The organism is Aminobacter sp. Y103A, from assembly GCF_030294925.1.
Lineage (GTDB): Bacteria > Pseudomonadota > Alphaproteobacteria > Rhizobiales > Rhizobiaceae > Aminobacter > Aminobacter ciceronei.
Window position 1 is genome coordinate 243,621 of sequence record NZ_AP017988.1, and the last position, 17,555, is coordinate 261,175.

The following is a 17,555-nucleotide window of genomic DNA, read 5'->3' on the forward strand; positions in this document are numbered from 1 at the left end:
TGGCAGAGTTGCGAAATCTTCGCGCGCAGCCACGGTCAGGCGCTAAAGGTCGGTATCGAGACCGTTTTCCGGGGAACTCGTGGTCAGCTGACTCGTGTCTGCAGTTTCAAAGCGTCGCCAGGCGGGCATTGGACATTGCCATTCCATAGGCTTGTCTGAGCGCGAACTTTTCTTCCAGCGCATCAATCACAGTTGCGGCAAAATCCGCTTTGTACATGGTGGCGAGCCTTGTCAGTCCGCCTGGCGTGAAGACGTTGATCTCAAGGAGTTTGTCGCCGACAATGTCGAGCCCGACGAGAAACAAGCCGTCGTTCACCAACTTCGGGCGCACAATTTCGGCCAGAGCCAACATCTTGTCCGTTACCTTGACCTTCCGCGCAGTCCCTGCGGCATGGATATTGGACCGAACGTCGCCCTTGGCTGGCACCCGGCGAAAGGCCGCATAGTTGCCATCCCGCATCAGCGGGCGGCCGTTAAGGAGGAACAGACGCACGTCACCTGCTTTAGCCTCGGGAATATAGGCCTGGGCGATCAGATAGCCATCACCGCTCGCCGCCTCGAATATCTGGTTCAGATTGAAATCATCGGCGGTAGCGATATGGAAGACATTCTTGCCACCCGATCCCTGTAGTGGCTTGACGATACAGCCCTTCGGCTGGTTGTCGATGAAAGCGCGTATTTCGGTGATGCTGCGCGAAATCAGCGTCGCGGGCCTGACTATTTCGGGGAATGCCTGGAGGTAGAGCTTGTTCTGCGCTTGGGCCAGTCCGTCCGGATCATTGACCACCATCATTCCGCGCTCCGCGGCAAGCCGCCCAAACATGATGCCGGCATTGGCGGCCCATGGTCGGTCGGTAGCGTCCAGCGAGGGGTCGTTGCGCAGAAACAGTAGGTCGATATCGCTTGCGGCGAAGGTTTTCTTCTGGGAATTGGCCTCCTGTAAGGCGTTGTACAGCTTTTCAGTGGTCTTGTAGGGGCCAGCCGGCAGAACCACACCGCTGACGGCAAGGCTGTCATCCGGCCGGAGGATAAAGTCGCCTGGTTCGACATAGACAACCGAATGGCCGCGCTGGGCCGCTGTCAGGGCAAGCGTGGTCGTGGTGTAGCCTGCAGTTTCTTTCTCAACGGAATTGACAAAGAGGGCAATGCGCATCGGGGCTCCGTTTATGTTTCAATCATGTCGACCGGATCCATGCCGGCCATCGCCTTCTTGAGACGCGGTCGCGCCACTTCGGACGACAGGAACGCAGGTTCGAGCTTCGGGGCGCGTAGCAGACCGCGCGCGCTCAGTTCCTGGATGATGCCGAAATGATGCGCGGAGATCTTGCCGATCCAGAACGGTGTCAGGCTGCCGCCATTCTTCAGATGGTCCAGCACTTGCACCACGCCGCGCAAATAGATGGCGTCCTTGGCAAATCCGCCGCCTCGGAAGACACGCAAGACCACGTTGAAGGCGCTACGGCGATCGAGACCGAAATCGATGTGCACGACGCGGAAAGTGTCCTCGAACGTCGCGCCATCAAGCATTGCCTGGCATGCAAGGACCCTTGCCGCAATCAGCCGCAACCGTGCCTCAGTCATGCCGCCGACGAGATACTCCGCCAATACCGCCAGACCTTCTTGCATTCCCTCATAGCCGGCAAGGCCACTGCGCAGGATTGTGAGCCCCTGCATGTCACCGTTGAAGTAGGTCAGCAGGTGAACACCGATCTCGTGACTGAGCAGCGCCAGAAGACGCTCCGGTGCGAGTTTGGTGTCACGCGAGATGAGCAGCCGGTTTCTCGATACCAGCAGGCCTGCCGGCAAATCCGAGCGGATTTCCACAGAGGCCTCGAAGTCGGGATATGCAGCGCGATATCGAGCGATCATTTCTCGCGCCGCGGCAGCAACGACATCCGCGCCGAGGCACTTCTGCCTGGCCTTGGGTTCAAGGTCTGTTGCCTTGTCGAGAATGCCGCGTGCCCGTGAGACGAGCTCCGGCTCGACGCCTCCATAAAGGGCACGCCCGAGTTCGGCGAAGCGAGGCGTTTCGCGCGCCGCCAGCATCGACAGCTGGAGGTCAAGTTCCTGCTGTTTTTCGGAGAGCAAGCCCGCAAGGAGCGGATCTTCAAGATGATCGAGCGCGACGGAATAGAGCTTCCGCTTCTGATCAGTGACCTCGAATTCGTGCGGCCGATAGAGCAGTAGCGGCGCCCGCTCGAAGCCACCTGCCTCGAACTCCAGCCAGGCTTGCTCTGCGTTGATAGGCGTAACCGCCAGCAGGAAGTCGAAAGTCGATGCAATCTTGTCCATGTCCCGATCGGCGCGTGCGACTGCGTCAATGAAGACACGGCGCCCCAGTGAACGATGGGTTGCCGGCGGTTCGAGTTGCGATGCCTTGAGGAAAGCGCTGACTGCCTGCAATGCAGAGTCGACCATGTTAGCCACGACAAGGTCGCGTAACGCGGGGTATGTGCCCTTGCCGCCAGGTATCCGATAGATCGGCGCAAAACGTACGGTCAGGCATCGGATGTCGCCGAGAATATCCGAAAGCTGTGGCTCTTCGCATGCAGCAGGATTGAGGTCGCCGACGCGTGGAGTGCGATACTTTGCATCTCGCCTGGAGGCAGCCGTCGCAAATCGCTTGAGGGCAGCCTTTTCTTCCGTCGTGTCGCCGCTCGCCAGTGCGATCTCGAAAGGTGGCAGGAAAGGCGCATCGTCGGTCAGGAAGCGGTCTTCGGCCAGTTCGCCGATGTCGATGACCAAAAACGCGCCGCAACGATCATGCATCGTTGTTGCCACGAGCCGGGCTATTTCGCCGGCGAGTTCGGAACCGGTTGCGATCAGGTAAGAGGCATTGGCGGAGACGGCATCGAATGCCGCGCCCTGGGCGGGACCCACGTAGATGCAGAGAAAGGGCAGCGGCCGGTCTATGTGCAATCGGCTGCCATCGGCGAAATCGTAGCGTATGGGCTTGCCCTCTTTCAGCAGCGCATCCAGTCCTGCTTCGATTGGGGCTAGCAGAGACAACGCTTCAACGAGCTTAGGCTTCATCCCATGCCTCGCAGCGCAGCCTCCAGTACGGGCACTGTGGACGCCAGCATGCTACGCAACCTGTCGATCGTGGCTCGATCGGGTTCACCGCTCCATTCGTCCATGAAAACCTTCTTGAATTCGACAGCAATAGCACACCCACTGCCGGGAAAGTTGGCATGGACGAAGCGTGTTTGTTCACCCTTTCCCTGGAAAGACACATTCTCGCGTATGTCGATCGGCTCGCCGTCGAGAGTGTGGCCGCGCAGCGTCTCAATGAAGCTGTCGACGATGGGTGCCCAGCGCTTCCGGTCCATCGAGAATGTCCCGATGTTAATGTCAGGCGCTTCCTCCTGCGCTGCTGGTACTGCTTCCGGCCCGGCGCGCCGGTGATTGTAGCTGTGGACATCAATCAGTACGAACCTGCCATATCGGTTCTCGATTGCCGAAAGCACACGCTTCAGCTCGGCGTAGTAGGCATCATGGAAAGCGAGAGCCTCAGTCACAACGTCTTCGGAGGGGGGCTGGCCCCAGACCTTGAGGCCCCAGGACTGTTCTGGCGACAGATAGATAGCGGCTTCACGCGCGCGGTTCAGGTCAACTTGAAAACGCGAGCGATGAACGATGATCTGGGTCGGGAAATCCGCAATGAAGTGCTCGGTAAAAGGGTCTTCTTCGCGCAGGCGTTCCGGGTCGGGGAGACACATCAGCGATCGGCAGGCAGCGCTCACGTCCGTACCATTGTGGATCGCAGTGCCAACAACTGGTGAATCTCCCAGCTTGATGGTCCAGCCTGCCGGTGATCCATCCGGATCTTTCGTTGAAACTGGCTTGTTCACGTCATCGAAATGCGCGGAGGGGTTAGACGGTTCCCCGTCGTCGCGAAGCAAAGGGTGTTGTAGCGGCTGGGCCTGGCTCCAAAGAGGCGATTTCGGAAACCGGCTGCCAAAATCGGTCCTCGGCATCGCGGTGAGGTTGGGCCCTCTCCTCGTGTTCGCATGCGACCGGTACTGCCTGGTCACCGTTTGCGAGAACTTCTCGGCACCAGCAGTCGAGCTGCCAGCATTCCTGCGCCAACTGCTATCGCCATCAGTGACATGGTTAGTAGATCTATCGATTGGGCGCGGGCAGGAATGCCGTGTCCGCGTATGGACGACGATGAAGTCAAGTCTGCATCGATCACCGGCTCAAGGTCGAACCGTGTGCCATGCCTTACCGAGTAAGCCCGGGTCAGCTCCGCTCCGAAGAGAAATATCTGCGAGGAGTAGAAAACCCATAGCAGGATGACCAGAAGACCGCCTGCCGCTCCATATGAGGATGCTGTAGCGCTGGTACCAATGTACCAGCCTATGAGCGATTTTCCCGCGGTGAAGAGCGCTGCCGTCACGAGAGCGCCCGTCATCACGTCGCGCCAACCGAGCCTGCGATCCGGCAGCACCTTGTAGATAGCGGCGAACATGGCGGTGATAAGCGCGAGCGAGACAAGGGTATTGATCACTCCAAGGATCAAGGTTCCAAAGGGAAGATTTGCGTTGATGATGTCGCTCATGGCTGTGATCGCCGTGCTGGCGACAAGGGAAACGAGAAGCAGGAACCCCAGTGCTGCGACAAGCCCCAGGCTCGCGGCACGTGCCCGCACCAGTCGGGAGACCGAGCTGCCGGCGGGTTCGACTTTCCAGATCGTGTTCAGCGCCGTTTGCATTTCGCCAAACACGCCCGAGGCACCTACGACCAGGGTTACCAGTCCGATCGACGCGGCCCATGCCCCAGCTGTTCTTGCCGAGGCACTTTCGAGCGCCACCTGCAGCAGATCGGCACTTTGCGGCCCCATCAATCCGGATATCTGGGCCGACAGCGCCAGTTGTGCGGCCTCGTGGCCAAACGCAATTCCGGCAATGGCCACAACGATGAGAAGGATTGGCGCCAGCGAGGTCGCTGCATAAAATGCCATCGCCGCGCCGTGGCTGAAGGCATTGTCATTGATGAAAGCAAACGCGCTTTCCTTGATCAAAGCCCACGCATCCACAATTCGCATCAGGCACCTCCCTTGCTCATGACATAGGTCCGTGTCTACAAGGGTCGAGAAAAAGAAGGGCAGCGTGGATGGAATTGTGAAGTGATCGCCGTGTAAGGTTGGTGACGCAAGAGGCCTGCTTCAACGTACCCCTAGTCGATGATCTTCCAGTAGGAATCTTTACGGATCACCTTGCCGGCGCGGGATGTGTAAAAGTCGCACCCTTACACCTCCACGCTTTTCCCTCGCGCGTGGTGCCCGTCAGTGTCCATTTTGAGATCCCGGTGTCGGCAGCCCAGTCCTCAAAAATGCTCCGCATTGCCATAGGGGACGTCAGGCAGCCCCTCGAAACGTGTGCTCAGCGCTTTTCGCACATTCGGTTTGCCCTCGCACCGCGAGCCCCATTGCTCTTTTACCCTTGCATTTCCAAGACGCAGTCATCGCAAAAGAACTCCATGATGCGATCAAGATCGTGCACGTTGAAGGCATCGCACAGGCCGGTCAATGTCGATCGGATGTCCACTCGGAAAAGCGTGGTTTGCCGTCAGCCCCCATCGCAACCGTGCAGGTCGAAACGATGATGCTCCGTCCCTGACGCCTAGCTGAGAGCAAATCGCTCAAGCATTTGCTCGAGCCGCATGTTCTGATCACGGAGGTGTTCGACCAATAGTAGCTTGAGCCGCTTGTTTTCTGCGTCGAGCGCGGCGATCTCGTCGAGACCTGGTTCAGTGTAAACCGCCGCAGGAGCCGTTTGCGCAAGGGTCCCGGGCGACGTCGAGCGCTGCCTGCGTCCGCTGCGTTTGATAGCAGCGAGCTTCGATATCGTTTGTGGCTCTGGTATGCCGAGAGGCTCTGGTGTGTCGAGAGGCGCTTGTATGTTGAGAGCCTCGGCTGCGACTACTTCAGGGTCTACGTCGGTATGTTCAGAGCTCCTGCGAGGCAGCTCATCAGTTTTCAGATCGTCGCCTGAAAGCTGCTCAATTTGAGCGGCGTCGACAATGCCGGCTGTTTCGGCCACAGAGCCCATGTCGACCGGCGGCAGATCGACCGTATTTGTACCGAGCACAATTTCTGTCTTGGGGGAATAGGCCAAATCGGAGGCCTGCCCTTCAACTTCCCGAGCCAACGCCTTGAGGTCGGTGTCCCCCCAGATCGAGTTCGTCCGCGCCTTTTGTTGGCGGCGCGGCGATTTGAACTCAACGACGAATGTCCGCTGTGGCGTCTTCATGGTCAATTCCAGGCAATTCTTGAACGTAGCAAGCGCGTGTCAGCGTCACTTCGCCTGAGATGCGCATACAGCACGCAGCTGTCCGCGACAACGGACAGCGCAAAGGCATTGTGGTCAGCATTACTACTCCGGGCAGTCAGGAGCGATGCATAAAATTGGGCTAACTCAGCCCCAGTCTCTTGCGCAGCTCGAGGTTTTCTGCCCGCAATTTTTCCGCCAGCAGGCTGCGAAGTCGATTGTTTTCCGCTTCGAGCTGAACCAGCTCGGCCAACTCATTGCCGCCAATGGCGACCCTCTCGACCTTCCGAGCGGCCGGCGCATCATTCTTCTTGGCGGCCGGCTTTTCGTTACGCTTCCACTGATAGTAGGTCTGCACCGATATCCCAGTGCTCTTGACCACCTCCTGCAGTGGGGTCTTGCCCTCGGCAACTTTCTTGGCGATCAGCTTGAGCTTTTCGGCTTTCTCACTGTCGCTGTATGTCTTGCGTTTGGCACTAGGCATTTCTACAGGCGCAGGTTCTGACGCATTGCTAGCGGTTATCGCTGCTGCCTTCTTGCGCTTCGGCGATTTCTGCTTCTTGGCGGTAATTCCTTCACCCGATTCGCCGGTTACAACCGATGCGTTGTTTTCGTCATCCATATGTGTCGCCCTCGTTTGATAAGCGCCATTACTCGAACGAGTAGCAAACAGAGTCAACACGTCAGGAAATCGCCCATTGAAGCGGTGGCCGCTAATGTAACGCTGCGCCCTTGGTGCAGTGGCCAGCACCATCAATCCCGTATCTGCTTTTTAACCCATGCGGTTCAGCGCGTTGGTATGCAGCGTAGATAGCAGAATACATTCAGACGCATGCTACATTTCTTCAGATAATTCCTTTGTCTTTTGCTATCGAAACGGCCTCCACCAAATTGGTCGCGTCAAGTTTCTTGCGGGCGTTGTCCAGATAGAACTGGACGGTTCGGTACTGAAGATTTGTAATCAGCGAGATCTCTCGCATGTACTTTCCCTTCGCCGCCCATTTCAAACATACGGCCTCTCGAGACGACAGTGTAAGCGAGCAATTCATGAGTTCGGAATCTGCGACAGCCCGCAGTCGATGATGTATATAGAGGACGGCCTGTTCTGCGCGTGCCACACTGCCAAGCGTCGGATTTGTCGCCTGGGCAGATGTCAGTGATAGCATCAGTAAGCTGCCATAGCTGCCATGCACCGGAATAGAGACCCCGGAGCAGAGGCCGTATTGCTTGGCCATGGAGCGAAACCGCTTTTCTTCACTCGAGAGATGGCGGCTGGGCCAATCCTTGGCAGTCCAGGTGAACATCTGCATGAGACGCTTTGCCATCGTAATGACCGGGTCGATACGCGCAAACTGGCTTCGCAGATAGTCATGCTGCCACTCGAGTGGAAAACTGTTGATCGTTGAAATCTCTTTCGACGTCATCTCGAAATAGGCGAAGCGTTCGAAGCCGCAGGCAAGCGAGAATGATTTCAACGCATTGCGGATCGATCGTTGGTCGTTCGATGTGTCCAGAGCATCAATGAGTGACGTGATCTGTCCGTCCAAGGTCTGCCTCCGGTCTTAGAAATTGTTGTAAAGACATTCACAATGTCTGAGGTATCGAACGGGTAATGACACGCAATCGCATAATTTGGCGATTGACGGCTCCAATCATGCATGAAGGTGCCTGACGCCGCAGGAGATGTGCATGAGCCTGCCCAGTCGCCGGCCTAAATGTAAGCCTCCGGTGGGGGCCGCGGCCGCCTTGGATTGTCAGCGTGCCTGACTACGGCTTTTCTCGAAGCCGACCTTGCCGAGAGCGCGGCGTCTGGCGAGCTTTTTCATCCGGGTTTGGATTTCGTCTTCATCGGCATGTGCGGGATCGAACGGACGGCCGTGCCAGCGCTTGAGTTCGCGATGCTGCTCGTGCTTGGGATCGGCGATGGCGTCGAGGAACAGTTCGAAGCCGGGGATGCCGCCGACATCTTCGGGTGGGGCGCGGCCGGCGCCGTCGATGTAGCGGGGATACTCGGCGGCGGGATCGGCATCGGCGACCGCCTCGATCGTGATCGTGTGCCTCCAGTCGTCACCGAAGTCGTAGGTGTAGGTCAGTTGCATGATGCCGCGATCGACCAGCGAGCCGAGCCGCAAGGTCTTCGCCGAGTAGGTTTTATCGCGCAGGCTATCCCATTCGGGATTAGGGATGGCGTAGCGCCTTCCGTCGGCGCGGAACTCGAACAGGTGATAGTCGTCAAACGGCATGGCCGCCTGGATTACGTCGTGCAAGGCCTTGAGCGTTGCCGTCAGCGGCACCTCGGCGCGCCGCCAGATGGCTGGCTGCCAGTCATCGAGCTGGATCCTGATGCGGGCGATGCGATCGGCGTGGCTCATGCCGCCAATCTTGCAGATTGCGCCTTCCAGTTCCACGGCAGGAGTTCGGACAGCCGGCTTTGCGGCGTGTCGGCGATGCGGGCGAGCACATCGGCGAGCCAAGCCTGCGGGTCAGCATCATTGAGCTTTGCCGTGCCGATCAGGGTATACATGACGGCCGCGCGATCGGCGCCACGGTCCGACCCAGCGAAGAGCCACGACTTTCTGCCGAGAGCCAAGCCGCGCAGCGCCCGTTCGGCAGCATTGTTCGTCAGGCAGATGCACCCGTCTTCGAGGAAACGAGCGAAGCCCGCCCAGCGTTTGAGCATGTAGTCGATCGCCTGGGCGACCGGGGCGTGGCGCGAGAGCCTGGCACGCTCGCCACGCATCCATGCTTCCAGCTCGGCGACGAGCGGCGCGCTTCTTTCGGTCCTGACGACAAGACGCTGCTCGCCAGCCAAGCCGTTGATGTCGCGCTCGATGTCGAACAGGAGATCGATGCGTTTGACGGCTTCGAAGGCGATCGGCGAGATCGGCGGCGCGGCCTTTCCCCGACGAGCATTGGCGGCGATGTCGGCAAGCACGAAGAACTTGCGCCGCGCATGGCTCCAGCAGAGCGCCTCCGTCACCGGTCCGGGCTTGCGGTCGCGGAGGTAGAGCCGGTTGTAGCCGGCATAGGCGTCGGCCTGCAGAATGCCGGTGAACTGCCTCAGGTGCCGCTCGGGATGATCGCCGGACCGGTCGCGGGATGCGTAGAACAGGGCTGCCGGTGGTGATGCACCGCCGAAGGGCCGATCGTCGCGGACATAGATCCAGGCTCGACCGGTGGTCGTCTTGCCCTTCGCCAGGATCGGCACCGTAGTGTCGTCGCCGTGAAGCCGCTCTGCCGAGAGCACATGGTCCTCGATCAGCGCATGCAGCGGACGCAGCACCACCGCGCATGCGCCGACCTGATCGGCCAGCGTCGACAGGCTCAGCTCGATGCCTTCGCGGGCATAACGCTCACTCTGCCGGTTCAGCGGCTGGTGCTGGCCGAACTTCTCGAACAGCACCATGGCAAGCAGGTTCGGGCCGGCAAAGCCGCGCGGCGTGACGTGGAACGGCGCCGGTGGCTGCGTGATCGCCTCGCACTGCCGGCACGAGAACTTCTCGCGCACCGTCTGGATCACCTTCCACTGGCGCGGGATCACCTCCAGCGTCTCGGTGACGTCCTCGCCCAGCTTAGACAGCCGGACCGATCCGCAGCACGGGCAGCTCTCGGGTGCGGCAATTACCACGCGCTCGCGCGGCAGATGCTCCGGGAACGGCTTGCGCGACGGGCGCCGGCGCTCGAATGAGCGAACCGTCTGTGTCTGGGACGCCGCCCTCTCGGCAGCGAGTTCGTCCTCCGATGCGTCCGCCTCCAGATCCTCGAGCTGTAGTACCATCTGCTCGAGCAGCCTGGCCTTGCGTTCCGAACGGCTGCCATAGAGCTCGCGCCTGAGCTTCTCGATCTCCAGCTTCAGTCGTGCAATCAGCGCCTCCGTCCCGGAACTGACCGCCGCCGCGCGGGCGGCAAGGGCTTCGGCCTCAACGCGCGCGGCGCGCTCCGCGAGGATCATCGCGTGGGCGGCGGCGAGGTCGGAAGGGAGCGATTCAGCGGCGGACACCAATCGATGGAATCACATCCACCGCCATGTGCAAGGCCAAAATCGTCAGCCGGTCGCCGTCGGCCGCCAGGTCTTCTGCGGCATGCGCCAATCAATGCCTTCGAGCAGATAGCCGAGTTGGGCCGGCGTGATAGTGACTGCGCCGTCGGCCGGCGATGGCCAGATGAAGCGGCCGCGCTCGAGCTTCTTCGAGAACAGGCAGGCGCCCTGGCCGTCGTGCCACAGAACCTTGATCAGATCGCCGCGACGGCCGCGGAAGACGAACAGATGACCATTGTGCGGATCACGCTTTAGCGTCTCCTGCACCACCAGCGCCAGGCCCGGAAAGCCCTTCCTCATGTCGGTGTGGCCGGTCGCCAGCCATACCCGCACGCCGCTCGGAACCGGGATCATCGGGACCCGAGCGCGTCCAGAACGCGCCGCAGCGCCTCGGCATCTACGTCGCGATCGACGCGGACGCGGCGCCCGCCGCCAAGCTCGATCTCGATGATGCCGCTCTTGCGGCGACGTCGGCCGGGAGACGCCGATGGCGCCGGCGCCTCAACGGCGGGCGGCGCAGCAGCAGGAACGATCTCGACCGCGACCAATTGCGAGGGACCGGCATCGACCCGATCACACAGGTCCTTGCGCCATCGAAAGAGTTGGCTGACGTGAATGCCCGCCGATCGCGCGACTTCCGACACCGACACGTCAGGCTCAAGAGACGCCGCGACCAGGCTCTCCTTCTCCTCACGCGACCACCGCCGGCGTCTCTCGACCGACGTGATCACCTCCACCCGCGGCATCGTCATAGGGCTACTCCTAGGATTATCCCTAGGACTTCCGACGTTCGCCCTCAGCCCGCAAGGCGGTCCTCACCGGAGGGATACGCCTAAATCGCTATAGGGCGTTTTGGAGGCGTGCTTTTTCGTGATCGAGAAGTGCTGAACGCACCTGCGACGCAAGTTATACGATTTGCGCAATTTTCTTATTACCAACGGGCCTATGGCTGACCTGCCACTGAGCTTTCATCCGGCTACGATTAGAGCCTCGGCAGTTTTGATCCGATACCATTCCTTGGACTGCCGGAAGGTGGAGTTTCCCGGCTGTTTCACGATGGCGGGCTGGTGGCGCCATCGGGATTGATCAACGAGATCGGTACCTTGTGTCCGATTGCGCCATGTGGGCGCACCTCATTGTAGTATCTGCGCCAATCCTCCAACTTTTCGGCCGCGTCGGCAAGCGTCAGGAACCAGTGGGCATTCAGGCGCTCCGCCCTGAAGCGGCCGTTGAAGGCTTCGATGTAGGCGTTGTCCGTGGGCTTTCCCAGTCGCGAGAAGTCGAGCGTCACGCCCTTGGTGTAGGCCCACAGATTGAGGTCGCGGGAGACGAGCTCCGTGCCCTGATCGACCTTGATCGTCTTCGGATAGCCGATCCGAGGGCAGACTTGCTCCAGCCTCCTGACCACGTTCTCTGCTCGGTAACTGAAGCGCGGGTCGAGCACCGGCACGTAGCGCGAGAACGTATCGACAACCGTCAGGACGCGAATCTTCTTGGCCGTCGCGAGTTGGCCGTGAACGAAGTCCATAGGCCCTCGTTCCAAAGATGCAGGCCAAGCCAACGCCTGGCTCGGCTACAGGGCTCTGTCTTTGGGACAGACACCCTGTCTTCCAGACAAACAGTGCGGCTTCCTGCCGGCCCAGAAGGACTGCGCCGCCGTCGGTCGGAATCAAACGTCGACAGGCATGAACTTGCGGGGGTCGAAGACGTGAGCTGGCTCGTCAAATCGGCATCGGTTGCGCCGCAGGCGCTGCAGCATCGGCTCGATCACAGCTCCAAATGTAGTGACAAGTTCTTCGAACTGGGAAGCAGACAGATCCAGGCCTGCATGTTTTGCAAGAGCCGCAATCTCTTCAGGTTTCATAAGATGGCCTCGTTGTGATTGGTTTGCGATGGTAGTGGCCAGTCAAATGCTGGCTTCTTCAGGTGCCAGGCGGTGCTCCGCTGATAGGCGTCGCCGATACGCAGAACCGTCGCTTCGTCGAATGGCTTTCCTGCAATTTGGAGAGAAATGGGCAGCCCGCTCGATGAAAACCCGCACGGAACCACCAGCGCGGGGTTGCCTGCCAGATTGAACGGCAAAGGCACAAGACGGAGTTTCTGGAAAAAGTCCTCGGCCTCGGGGTCGTTGGGTTCGGCAGTGCTCAGCCAACCGGCAGTGACGAAAGCATCGAAGCGCCTGAAGTGAGCAAACATCGATCGCGTCAGTTCCGCGCGCCACCGCAATGCCTGCACGTAGTCCTCGCCCCTGACCATCCCACCAGCCAGCACCCGGCTGCGAAGCGCCGCACCATAATCCGCAGGCCGCGTCTTGAGATCATTTTCGTGGATGGCAAACAGTTCGGCCATGGAGATTGTGGTCTTGCAATCCACGTAGTCACTCAAAGGGGCGAGTTCCATCTCTTCCACAACAGCACCGAGTGCAGACAACTGCCCGACTGCTGCATCCACTGCCGCAGTTACCTCGGGCATCGCCGCTTCAGCATACCAGTGTCGTATCAATCCGATCCGAAGGCCTCGCACAGATCCGGTCAGGGCGGCTTCGCAGTCAGCTACCGCTTCATTGATGCTGCCGGGGTCGAGCGCGTCATAACCAGCGATCGCACCAAGCAAGATGGCGCAATCTTCAACCGTGCGAGCCATCGGCCCGCAATGATCCAGTGAAAAGCTGTTGGGCAGAACGCCACGTCGGCTGACACGCCCGTAGGTCGGCTTCAATCCGACGATTCCACAAACAGCTGCCGGCCAGCGAACCGAACCACCGGTGTCAGTGCCGATCGCTGCGGGAACGAGGCGGCCAGCGACTGCTGCGCCGTTCCCCGATGAAGACCCACCCGGCAGATGCCTGCTACTCCATGGGTTGAGCGCGGGTGGCCAGGGAAGATCCCATGAAGGTCCCCCAAAGGCGAACTCGAACGTTGCAGTCTTACCTATCAGGATGCCACCCTTGCGGGCCAGCGACGCCACAAGCTGCGCATCCTCTGTTGGCACGTTGTCAGCCAGAAGCTTGGAGTGAGCGGTCGTGCGAATGCCTGCGGTATCGATATTGTCCTTCACGGCAAAAGGAATGCCATCCATCCCGCCAAGGTACCCACCATTGGCAATTCGCCTTTCCGCCGCATGGGCATGTTTGAGCGCCAGCTCGCTCGCGACCGTAATGAAAGCATGCAAGTGTGGATCGCGAGCGTCGATAGCCTGCAGATGGGCGCGAACCAGTTCGACCGGGGAAATCTCTCCCAGCGCCAGCAGCCTGCCGCTTTCGGCAACAGTGAGATCTGTCAAATCATCGCTTGCGTCTGCCAAGCATTGCGATCCCGCTTCAGCCATCTGGTTTGCTCCTAGTTCTTGCTGCGGCAGCGACAACAGCCGCCCTGCATCATGCGACGCAAAGGATGTGCCAATCGCTTGCGCGGCATCCATGGAGGCAAATGCGTTCGGCACAGATCCATTGGCCAAGGCTCCGGCACAATAGTTGGCGCTGGGCAACACTTTCCATCCATCTGCTTAGGGCTACCTAACAAAATGGGGATACGGGTCAGATGTCAGAGCCACCGCCCGGCCCGGCCCGACTGTGCACGTGAGACAAAAAAGGCGCACGCCCGAAGGCGTGCGCCAGGTATTATCCGGATAACCGGGCGTTCAATAGTTACCTCGGGCATCGCCGCTTCGACCGCAGGTGGAGGATCCGGATGGGGTCACCCCTTGCATATCGACTTCAGCGCCATCGCCCAACAGCTACCGGTGCTTGACCGTATTGATGTAGTGTTCTGCGATGTCATCACTTGTCGTCAGCCACACCCCGTCGTGGCCAGCAATATATTCCAATGCCTTCTCCAGGTACTTCTGGCGGAAGGGCTGATTGATGATGAACGGATGCAGGCACAGTGCCATGACGCGGGCAGAGTCCTTACCTTCCTTATAGAGCTGGTCAAACTGATCCACGACCATCTGATAGAATTGTTCACCCGGCAGCGCTTTGCCCACGAACATGATGCCGTCGTTGATCTCGACCGAATAGGGCACTGATACGACGCCATCGACATTGAGGAGGAAGGGCTGGTCGTCAGCGCACCAGTCAAGAACGTATGAAAGCCCGAGGTCACGAATGATGGATGCCGTCTCGAACGTCTCGGACAGCGCTGGCCCCATCCAGCCCTTGACTGCTTTGCCGGTTGCCTTTGTGATTGTCGAGACAACGTCTTCCAGGTAGCTTCGCTCCTCGTCAGCTGTCATTCCGGTCTGTAGGATGGAATTGTTCTTGCCGTGGGCGATCCAGGTCCAATCGCGCTCAAGACCTGCCTTGATGATCTGTGGGTAGCGCTCGCATGCGTCAGAGTTGAGCAGAACCGAGGCACGCATCTTCACCTTGTCGAGCGCCTCGATCATGCGCCAGACGCCCACGCGCGGGCCATAGTCGCGCCAACCATAGTTCAATGCGTCGGGCACCAGATGTGCTGTTGCCGGAGTGATGCTCATAGAAGGTTTGTCGATCTCGTAATGTTCAATGTTCACGCCGACATAAAAGGCTACTCTTGCATTGTTGGGAAGTTTGAACGGCGGGCGGTCCAAGATCGGGGAGTAGTTGTAAACAGGGTTGTCCATTTCATCTCCTGCAGGCGTTTTGGCGGTCCGCTGCCCCTGGTGCGTGGCACGAGGCGCGGCTGTGGGAGTTGACTTAACGCCCGTCACGATTTTAGAGAATTACGTCATTGTTCCGAACACTGCGGACCTTTTTGTCCGAAATGAGCAAGCCATTATGGATAGTCTGGGTGCCCTCAGTGCATTCGTCCATGCCTCGGACGCCCGCAGCTTCACTGTGGCAGGACAGCAGCTCGGCGTATCTTCATCAGCCATTGGCAAGGCAATAAGCCGCCTTGAGCAACGATTGGGCGTGCGTCTTCTGCACCGCTCGACAAGGACGATCACTCTCACGCCCGAAGGCGCGCTTTTTCTCGAAAGGTGCCGCCGCATCTTCTCGGAAATCGAGACCGCCGAGCTTGAACTCGCTCAATCCCAAGAACAGCCGCGCGGCCGACTTCGTGTCAGCATGCCGCTTGTGGGGATGCTCATGATGCCTGCCCTAACGGCCTTCATGCAAAGCTATCCAGCGATAGAGCTCGACCTCGATTTCAGTGACAGGCTCGTCGACATCATCGACGAGGGCTTCGATGCCGTGGTGAGAGCGGGCGAGTTGAAGGATTCCCGCCTGATGTCGAAGGCATTGGGCGATTTTCGTCTTATCCTGGTCGGTTCGCCTTCTTATTTCGCCTTGTGTGGCACCCCTTTTGTACCGAAGGATCTTCAACATCACAGCTGCCTACAACACCGTTATGCAACAAGTGGAAAGCTTGAGCCCTGGCCGCTTGTGGTGAACAATACTCCTTATGGTAACGACTTGCCGCTGACGGCAACCGTAAACACGATCGAGCCTCTGATCCATCTCGCCGAGGCAGGGCTGGGCATAGCTTGCTTGCCAGATTTTGCAATCAGAAGGCAGCTTGCAACCGGAGCGCTGATAACTGTCCTGGCGGAGTTTACGCGTCATTCGGGCCCCTTCAGGCTCCTGTGGCCCTCTAGTCCATATCTGTCGCCGAAACTGCGCGCCTTCGCCGATTTTATGGCCACGCATCTGTTTGCAGAAAATGCCCCAGCGACGCGCCCGAGAGCTCAACTTCCAGCAGATGCAGCTACGGATCCCTCATGATCTACCCAGGTGCCCTAGGGACGCACCCGGACCCCAACTAGCCCGTGTGCATCGCTGACCACGTTAGTGTCGGCCGGAATGCGGAACTTTTTGAGTCCGCATCGGTCACAGCCTGCCAGACCGCTTGGGCCCTTGGGCCAGATCGCCTGCAGTGGTGACTGCGGCAGGCTAGGGTGCTGCCAAGAACAGTTGTTTGGCCCAGACGGCGTAAGCTTCGGCTATGCCGTTTTGCGAGCGGCTCGGGCAGCCGCGCTGAAAGACGTTTGTGGGGCAGGCCCAGGGATTACCAATCGCACACATACTCCGAATGGCTCAATCTCCAGGGCGAGGTCTTCGCTGAATGCTTCAACGGCTGCTTTTGCTGGCCGCGCAGGTCGAAACAATGGCAATGGTTTGGGGGGTCACAGCCGATGACAGCTGACGATCCCTCCTGCCGCTCCGGCACGGAAGTCGGGGAGCGCAGCTTGCGTTACTGCCATGGTGCCTAATGCGTTCAGCTCAAAGAGATGGCGTTTGGCATCCTAGAGCGCATCCTGTTTAATCTGGGTCATAGCCGCCTTGAAGTAGTTGGCGCATTCTGCGGGGGTGAAGAGTTCGATGACCGATCCGACCGCGTCCCACAGTGCCGCAATCGTTCTCTCGGCCTTTGCGCGCAGCAGAGCCTTGAGCTTCGAGAATGCGTTCTCGATGGGGTTGAAGTCAGGACTGTAGGGCGGCAGGTAGAGCAGTCTCGCGCCGGCAGCCTCGATCGCATCGCCAATGCCGGCAGCCTTGTGAGCGGGCAGATTGTCCATGATGACGACATCGCCGGGCTTGAGCGTCGGGACCAGTACTTGCTCGACATAGGCGAGGAACACGTTGCCGTTCATGGCGCCGTCGTAGACGAAGGGCGCGGTCATGCCTGTCAGCCGCAGCGCTCCGGTGAAGGTGGTGGTCTTCCAGTGGCCATGCGGCACACCGGCACGGCAACGCTCGCCGCGTGGCGCTCTTCCGCGCAGGCGGGCCATCTTGGTCGATAGTCCGGTTTTATCAATGAACACCAGCTGCGCCGGCTCGAGGTCGAGTTGGCCGTCGAACCAGGCACGGCGGCGCATCAGGATGTCGGGGCGGTCCTGCTCCAATGCGTGCGCGGACTTTTTTTATACGTCCAGCCGCGCCGGCCAAGCCAGGCGCTCAGCGCGCTGCGGCTGATCCGCACCGACTGTTCCCCCTCCAGGCGAGCCACCATCTCGTTGAGCGTGATGTCCTTGTGCTCCTCGATCATCCCGACGATGAAGCCTTCATGCGCGTCGAGACTGGAAGCGCGGCGGCGGCCCTGCGGCCGCGGCGCCAGTTCGCCGATCTTCGCCCGCGCAATCCAGCGGATCGCACTCGATACGCCCACCCCGAACCGCGCCGCCGCCTTGCGCGCCGACATGCCTTCGTCTGAAGCCTTCAAGACCCGCCACCGAAGATCTCCGCTCAGTGCCTTCCCCATACTCCACCTCCATCAAGATGGATGTTGAATCAGCATCGAACGCGCCCGTCACTTCACAATCGA

Annotated in this window: 16 protein-coding genes and 1 pseudogene; 1 reads left to right on the top strand and 16 read right to left on the bottom strand. The window is 59.7% G+C overall.

Features of this window, described 5'->3' with window-relative positions; genetic code table 11:
* Positions 1-106 precede the first annotated feature (106 nt).
* The 15 genes and pseudogenes from Amn_RS31080 to Amn_RS31150 all read right to left on the bottom strand — a co-directional run bounded on the left by Amn_RS31080 (position 107) and on the right by Amn_RS31150 (position 14,913).
* Positions 107-1,153 (bottom strand): glutathione synthetase, encoded by a 1,047-nt coding sequence (locus tag Amn_RS31080; protein ID WP_286299274.1) that lies wholly within the window; start codon positions 1,151-1,153, stop codon positions 107-109.
* An 11-nt stretch (positions 1,154-1,164) separates the two neighbouring features.
* Positions 1,165-3,033 (bottom strand): flavohemoglobin expression-modulating QEGLA motif protein, encoded by a 1,869-nt coding sequence (locus tag Amn_RS31085; RefSeq protein ID WP_286299278.1) that lies wholly within the window; start codon positions 3,031-3,033, stop codon positions 1,165-1,167.
* A complete protein-coding gene (locus Amn_RS31090) occupies positions 3,030-3,851 on the bottom strand; it encodes an N-formylglutamate amidohydrolase (RefSeq protein WP_286299280.1) in 822 nt (273 codons plus the stop codon). The genes Amn_RS31085 and Amn_RS31090 overlap by 4 nt, the downstream gene beginning before the upstream one ends.
* A 179-nt stretch (positions 3,852-4,030) precedes the next feature.
* On the bottom strand, positions 4,031-5,047 hold the full coding sequence (locus tag Amn_RS31095) for a YihY/virulence factor BrkB family protein (RefSeq protein ID WP_286299282.1): 1,017 nt from the start codon (positions 5,045-5,047) through the stop codon (positions 4,031-4,033).
* 577 nt (positions 5,048-5,624) lie between these two features.
* Complete coding sequence (locus Amn_RS31100; RefSeq protein WP_286299284.1) at positions 5,625-6,254, bottom strand: hypothetical protein; 630 nt, start codon at positions 6,252-6,254, stop codon at positions 5,625-5,627.
* A 160-nt stretch (positions 6,255-6,414) separates the two neighbouring features.
* Complete coding sequence (locus Amn_RS31105) at positions 6,415-6,894, bottom strand: transposase (RefSeq protein ID WP_286299285.1); 480 nt, start codon at positions 6,892-6,894, stop codon at positions 6,415-6,417.
* 223 nt (positions 6,895-7,117) lie between these two features.
* A complete protein-coding gene (locus Amn_RS31110; protein WP_286299287.1) occupies positions 7,118-7,819 on the bottom strand; it encodes an autoinducer binding domain-containing protein in 702 nt (233 codons plus the stop codon).
* A 207-nt stretch (positions 7,820-8,026) separates the two neighbouring features.
* Entirely contained in the window at positions 8,027-8,644 is a 618-nt protein-coding gene (locus Amn_RS31115) for a plasmid pRiA4b ORF-3 family protein (protein ID WP_286288506.1), read from the bottom strand.
* A complete protein-coding gene (gene tnpC / locus Amn_RS31120; RefSeq protein WP_286297879.1) occupies positions 8,641-10,224 on the bottom strand; it encodes an IS66 family transposase in 1,584 nt (527 codons plus the stop codon). Before tnpC ends, Amn_RS31115 begins: the two co-directional genes overlap by 4 nt.
* Before the next feature lie 93 nt (positions 10,225-10,317).
* Positions 10,318-10,665, bottom strand: coding sequence for an IS66 family insertion sequence element accessory protein TnpB (gene tnpB / locus Amn_RS31125; RefSeq protein WP_286288509.1), 348 nt, complete (start codon positions 10,663-10,665; stop codon positions 10,318-10,320).
* Entirely contained in the window at positions 10,662-11,063 is a 402-nt protein-coding gene (tnpA, locus tag Amn_RS31130; protein ID WP_286288512.1) for an IS66-like element accessory protein TnpA, read from the bottom strand. The genes tnpB and tnpA overlap by 4 nt, the downstream gene beginning before the upstream one ends.
* Before the next feature lie 299 nt (positions 11,064-11,362).
* Positions 11,363-11,839, bottom strand: a pseudogene (locus Amn_RS31135) (integrase core domain-containing protein); the annotation flags it as partial.
* A 141-nt stretch (positions 11,840-11,980) separates the two neighbouring features.
* On the bottom strand, positions 11,981-12,175 hold the full coding sequence (locus Amn_RS31140; RefSeq protein ID WP_067969497.1) for a hypothetical protein: 195 nt from the start codon (positions 12,173-12,175) through the stop codon (positions 11,981-11,983).
* Positions 12,172-13,797 carry an amidase gene (locus Amn_RS31145; RefSeq protein ID WP_286299290.1) on the bottom strand — a complete coding sequence of 542 codons (1,626 nt, stop codon included), beginning with the start codon at positions 13,795-13,797 and terminating at the stop codon, positions 12,172-12,174. Before Amn_RS31145 ends, Amn_RS31140 begins: the two co-directional genes overlap by 4 nt.
* 249 nt (positions 13,798-14,046) lie before the next feature.
* Positions 14,047-14,913 carry a polysaccharide deacetylase family protein gene (locus Amn_RS31150; protein WP_067969503.1) on the bottom strand — a complete coding sequence of 289 codons (867 nt, stop codon included), beginning with the start codon at positions 14,911-14,913 and terminating at the stop codon, positions 14,047-14,049.
* Positions 14,914-15,067: 154 nt separating this feature from the next.
* Here Amn_RS31150 and Amn_RS31155 point away from each other — a divergent pair, with 154 nt between their 5' ends.
* Positions 15,068-16,015 carry a LysR family transcriptional regulator gene (locus Amn_RS31155; RefSeq protein WP_286299643.1) on the top strand — a complete coding sequence of 316 codons (948 nt, stop codon included), beginning with the start codon at positions 15,068-15,070 and terminating at the stop codon, positions 16,013-16,015.
* Between the two features lie 521 nt (positions 16,016-16,536).
* Here the strand turns inward: Amn_RS31155 and Amn_RS31160 are convergent.
* A protein-coding gene (locus Amn_RS31160) for an IS630 family transposase (protein ID WP_502874780.1) occupies positions 16,537-17,492 on the bottom strand; the annotation gives its coding sequence in 2 pieces (ribosomal slippage) (positions 16,537-17,156 and positions 17,156-17,492; 957 coding nt in all).
* Positions 17,493-17,555: the final 63 nt, after the last annotated feature.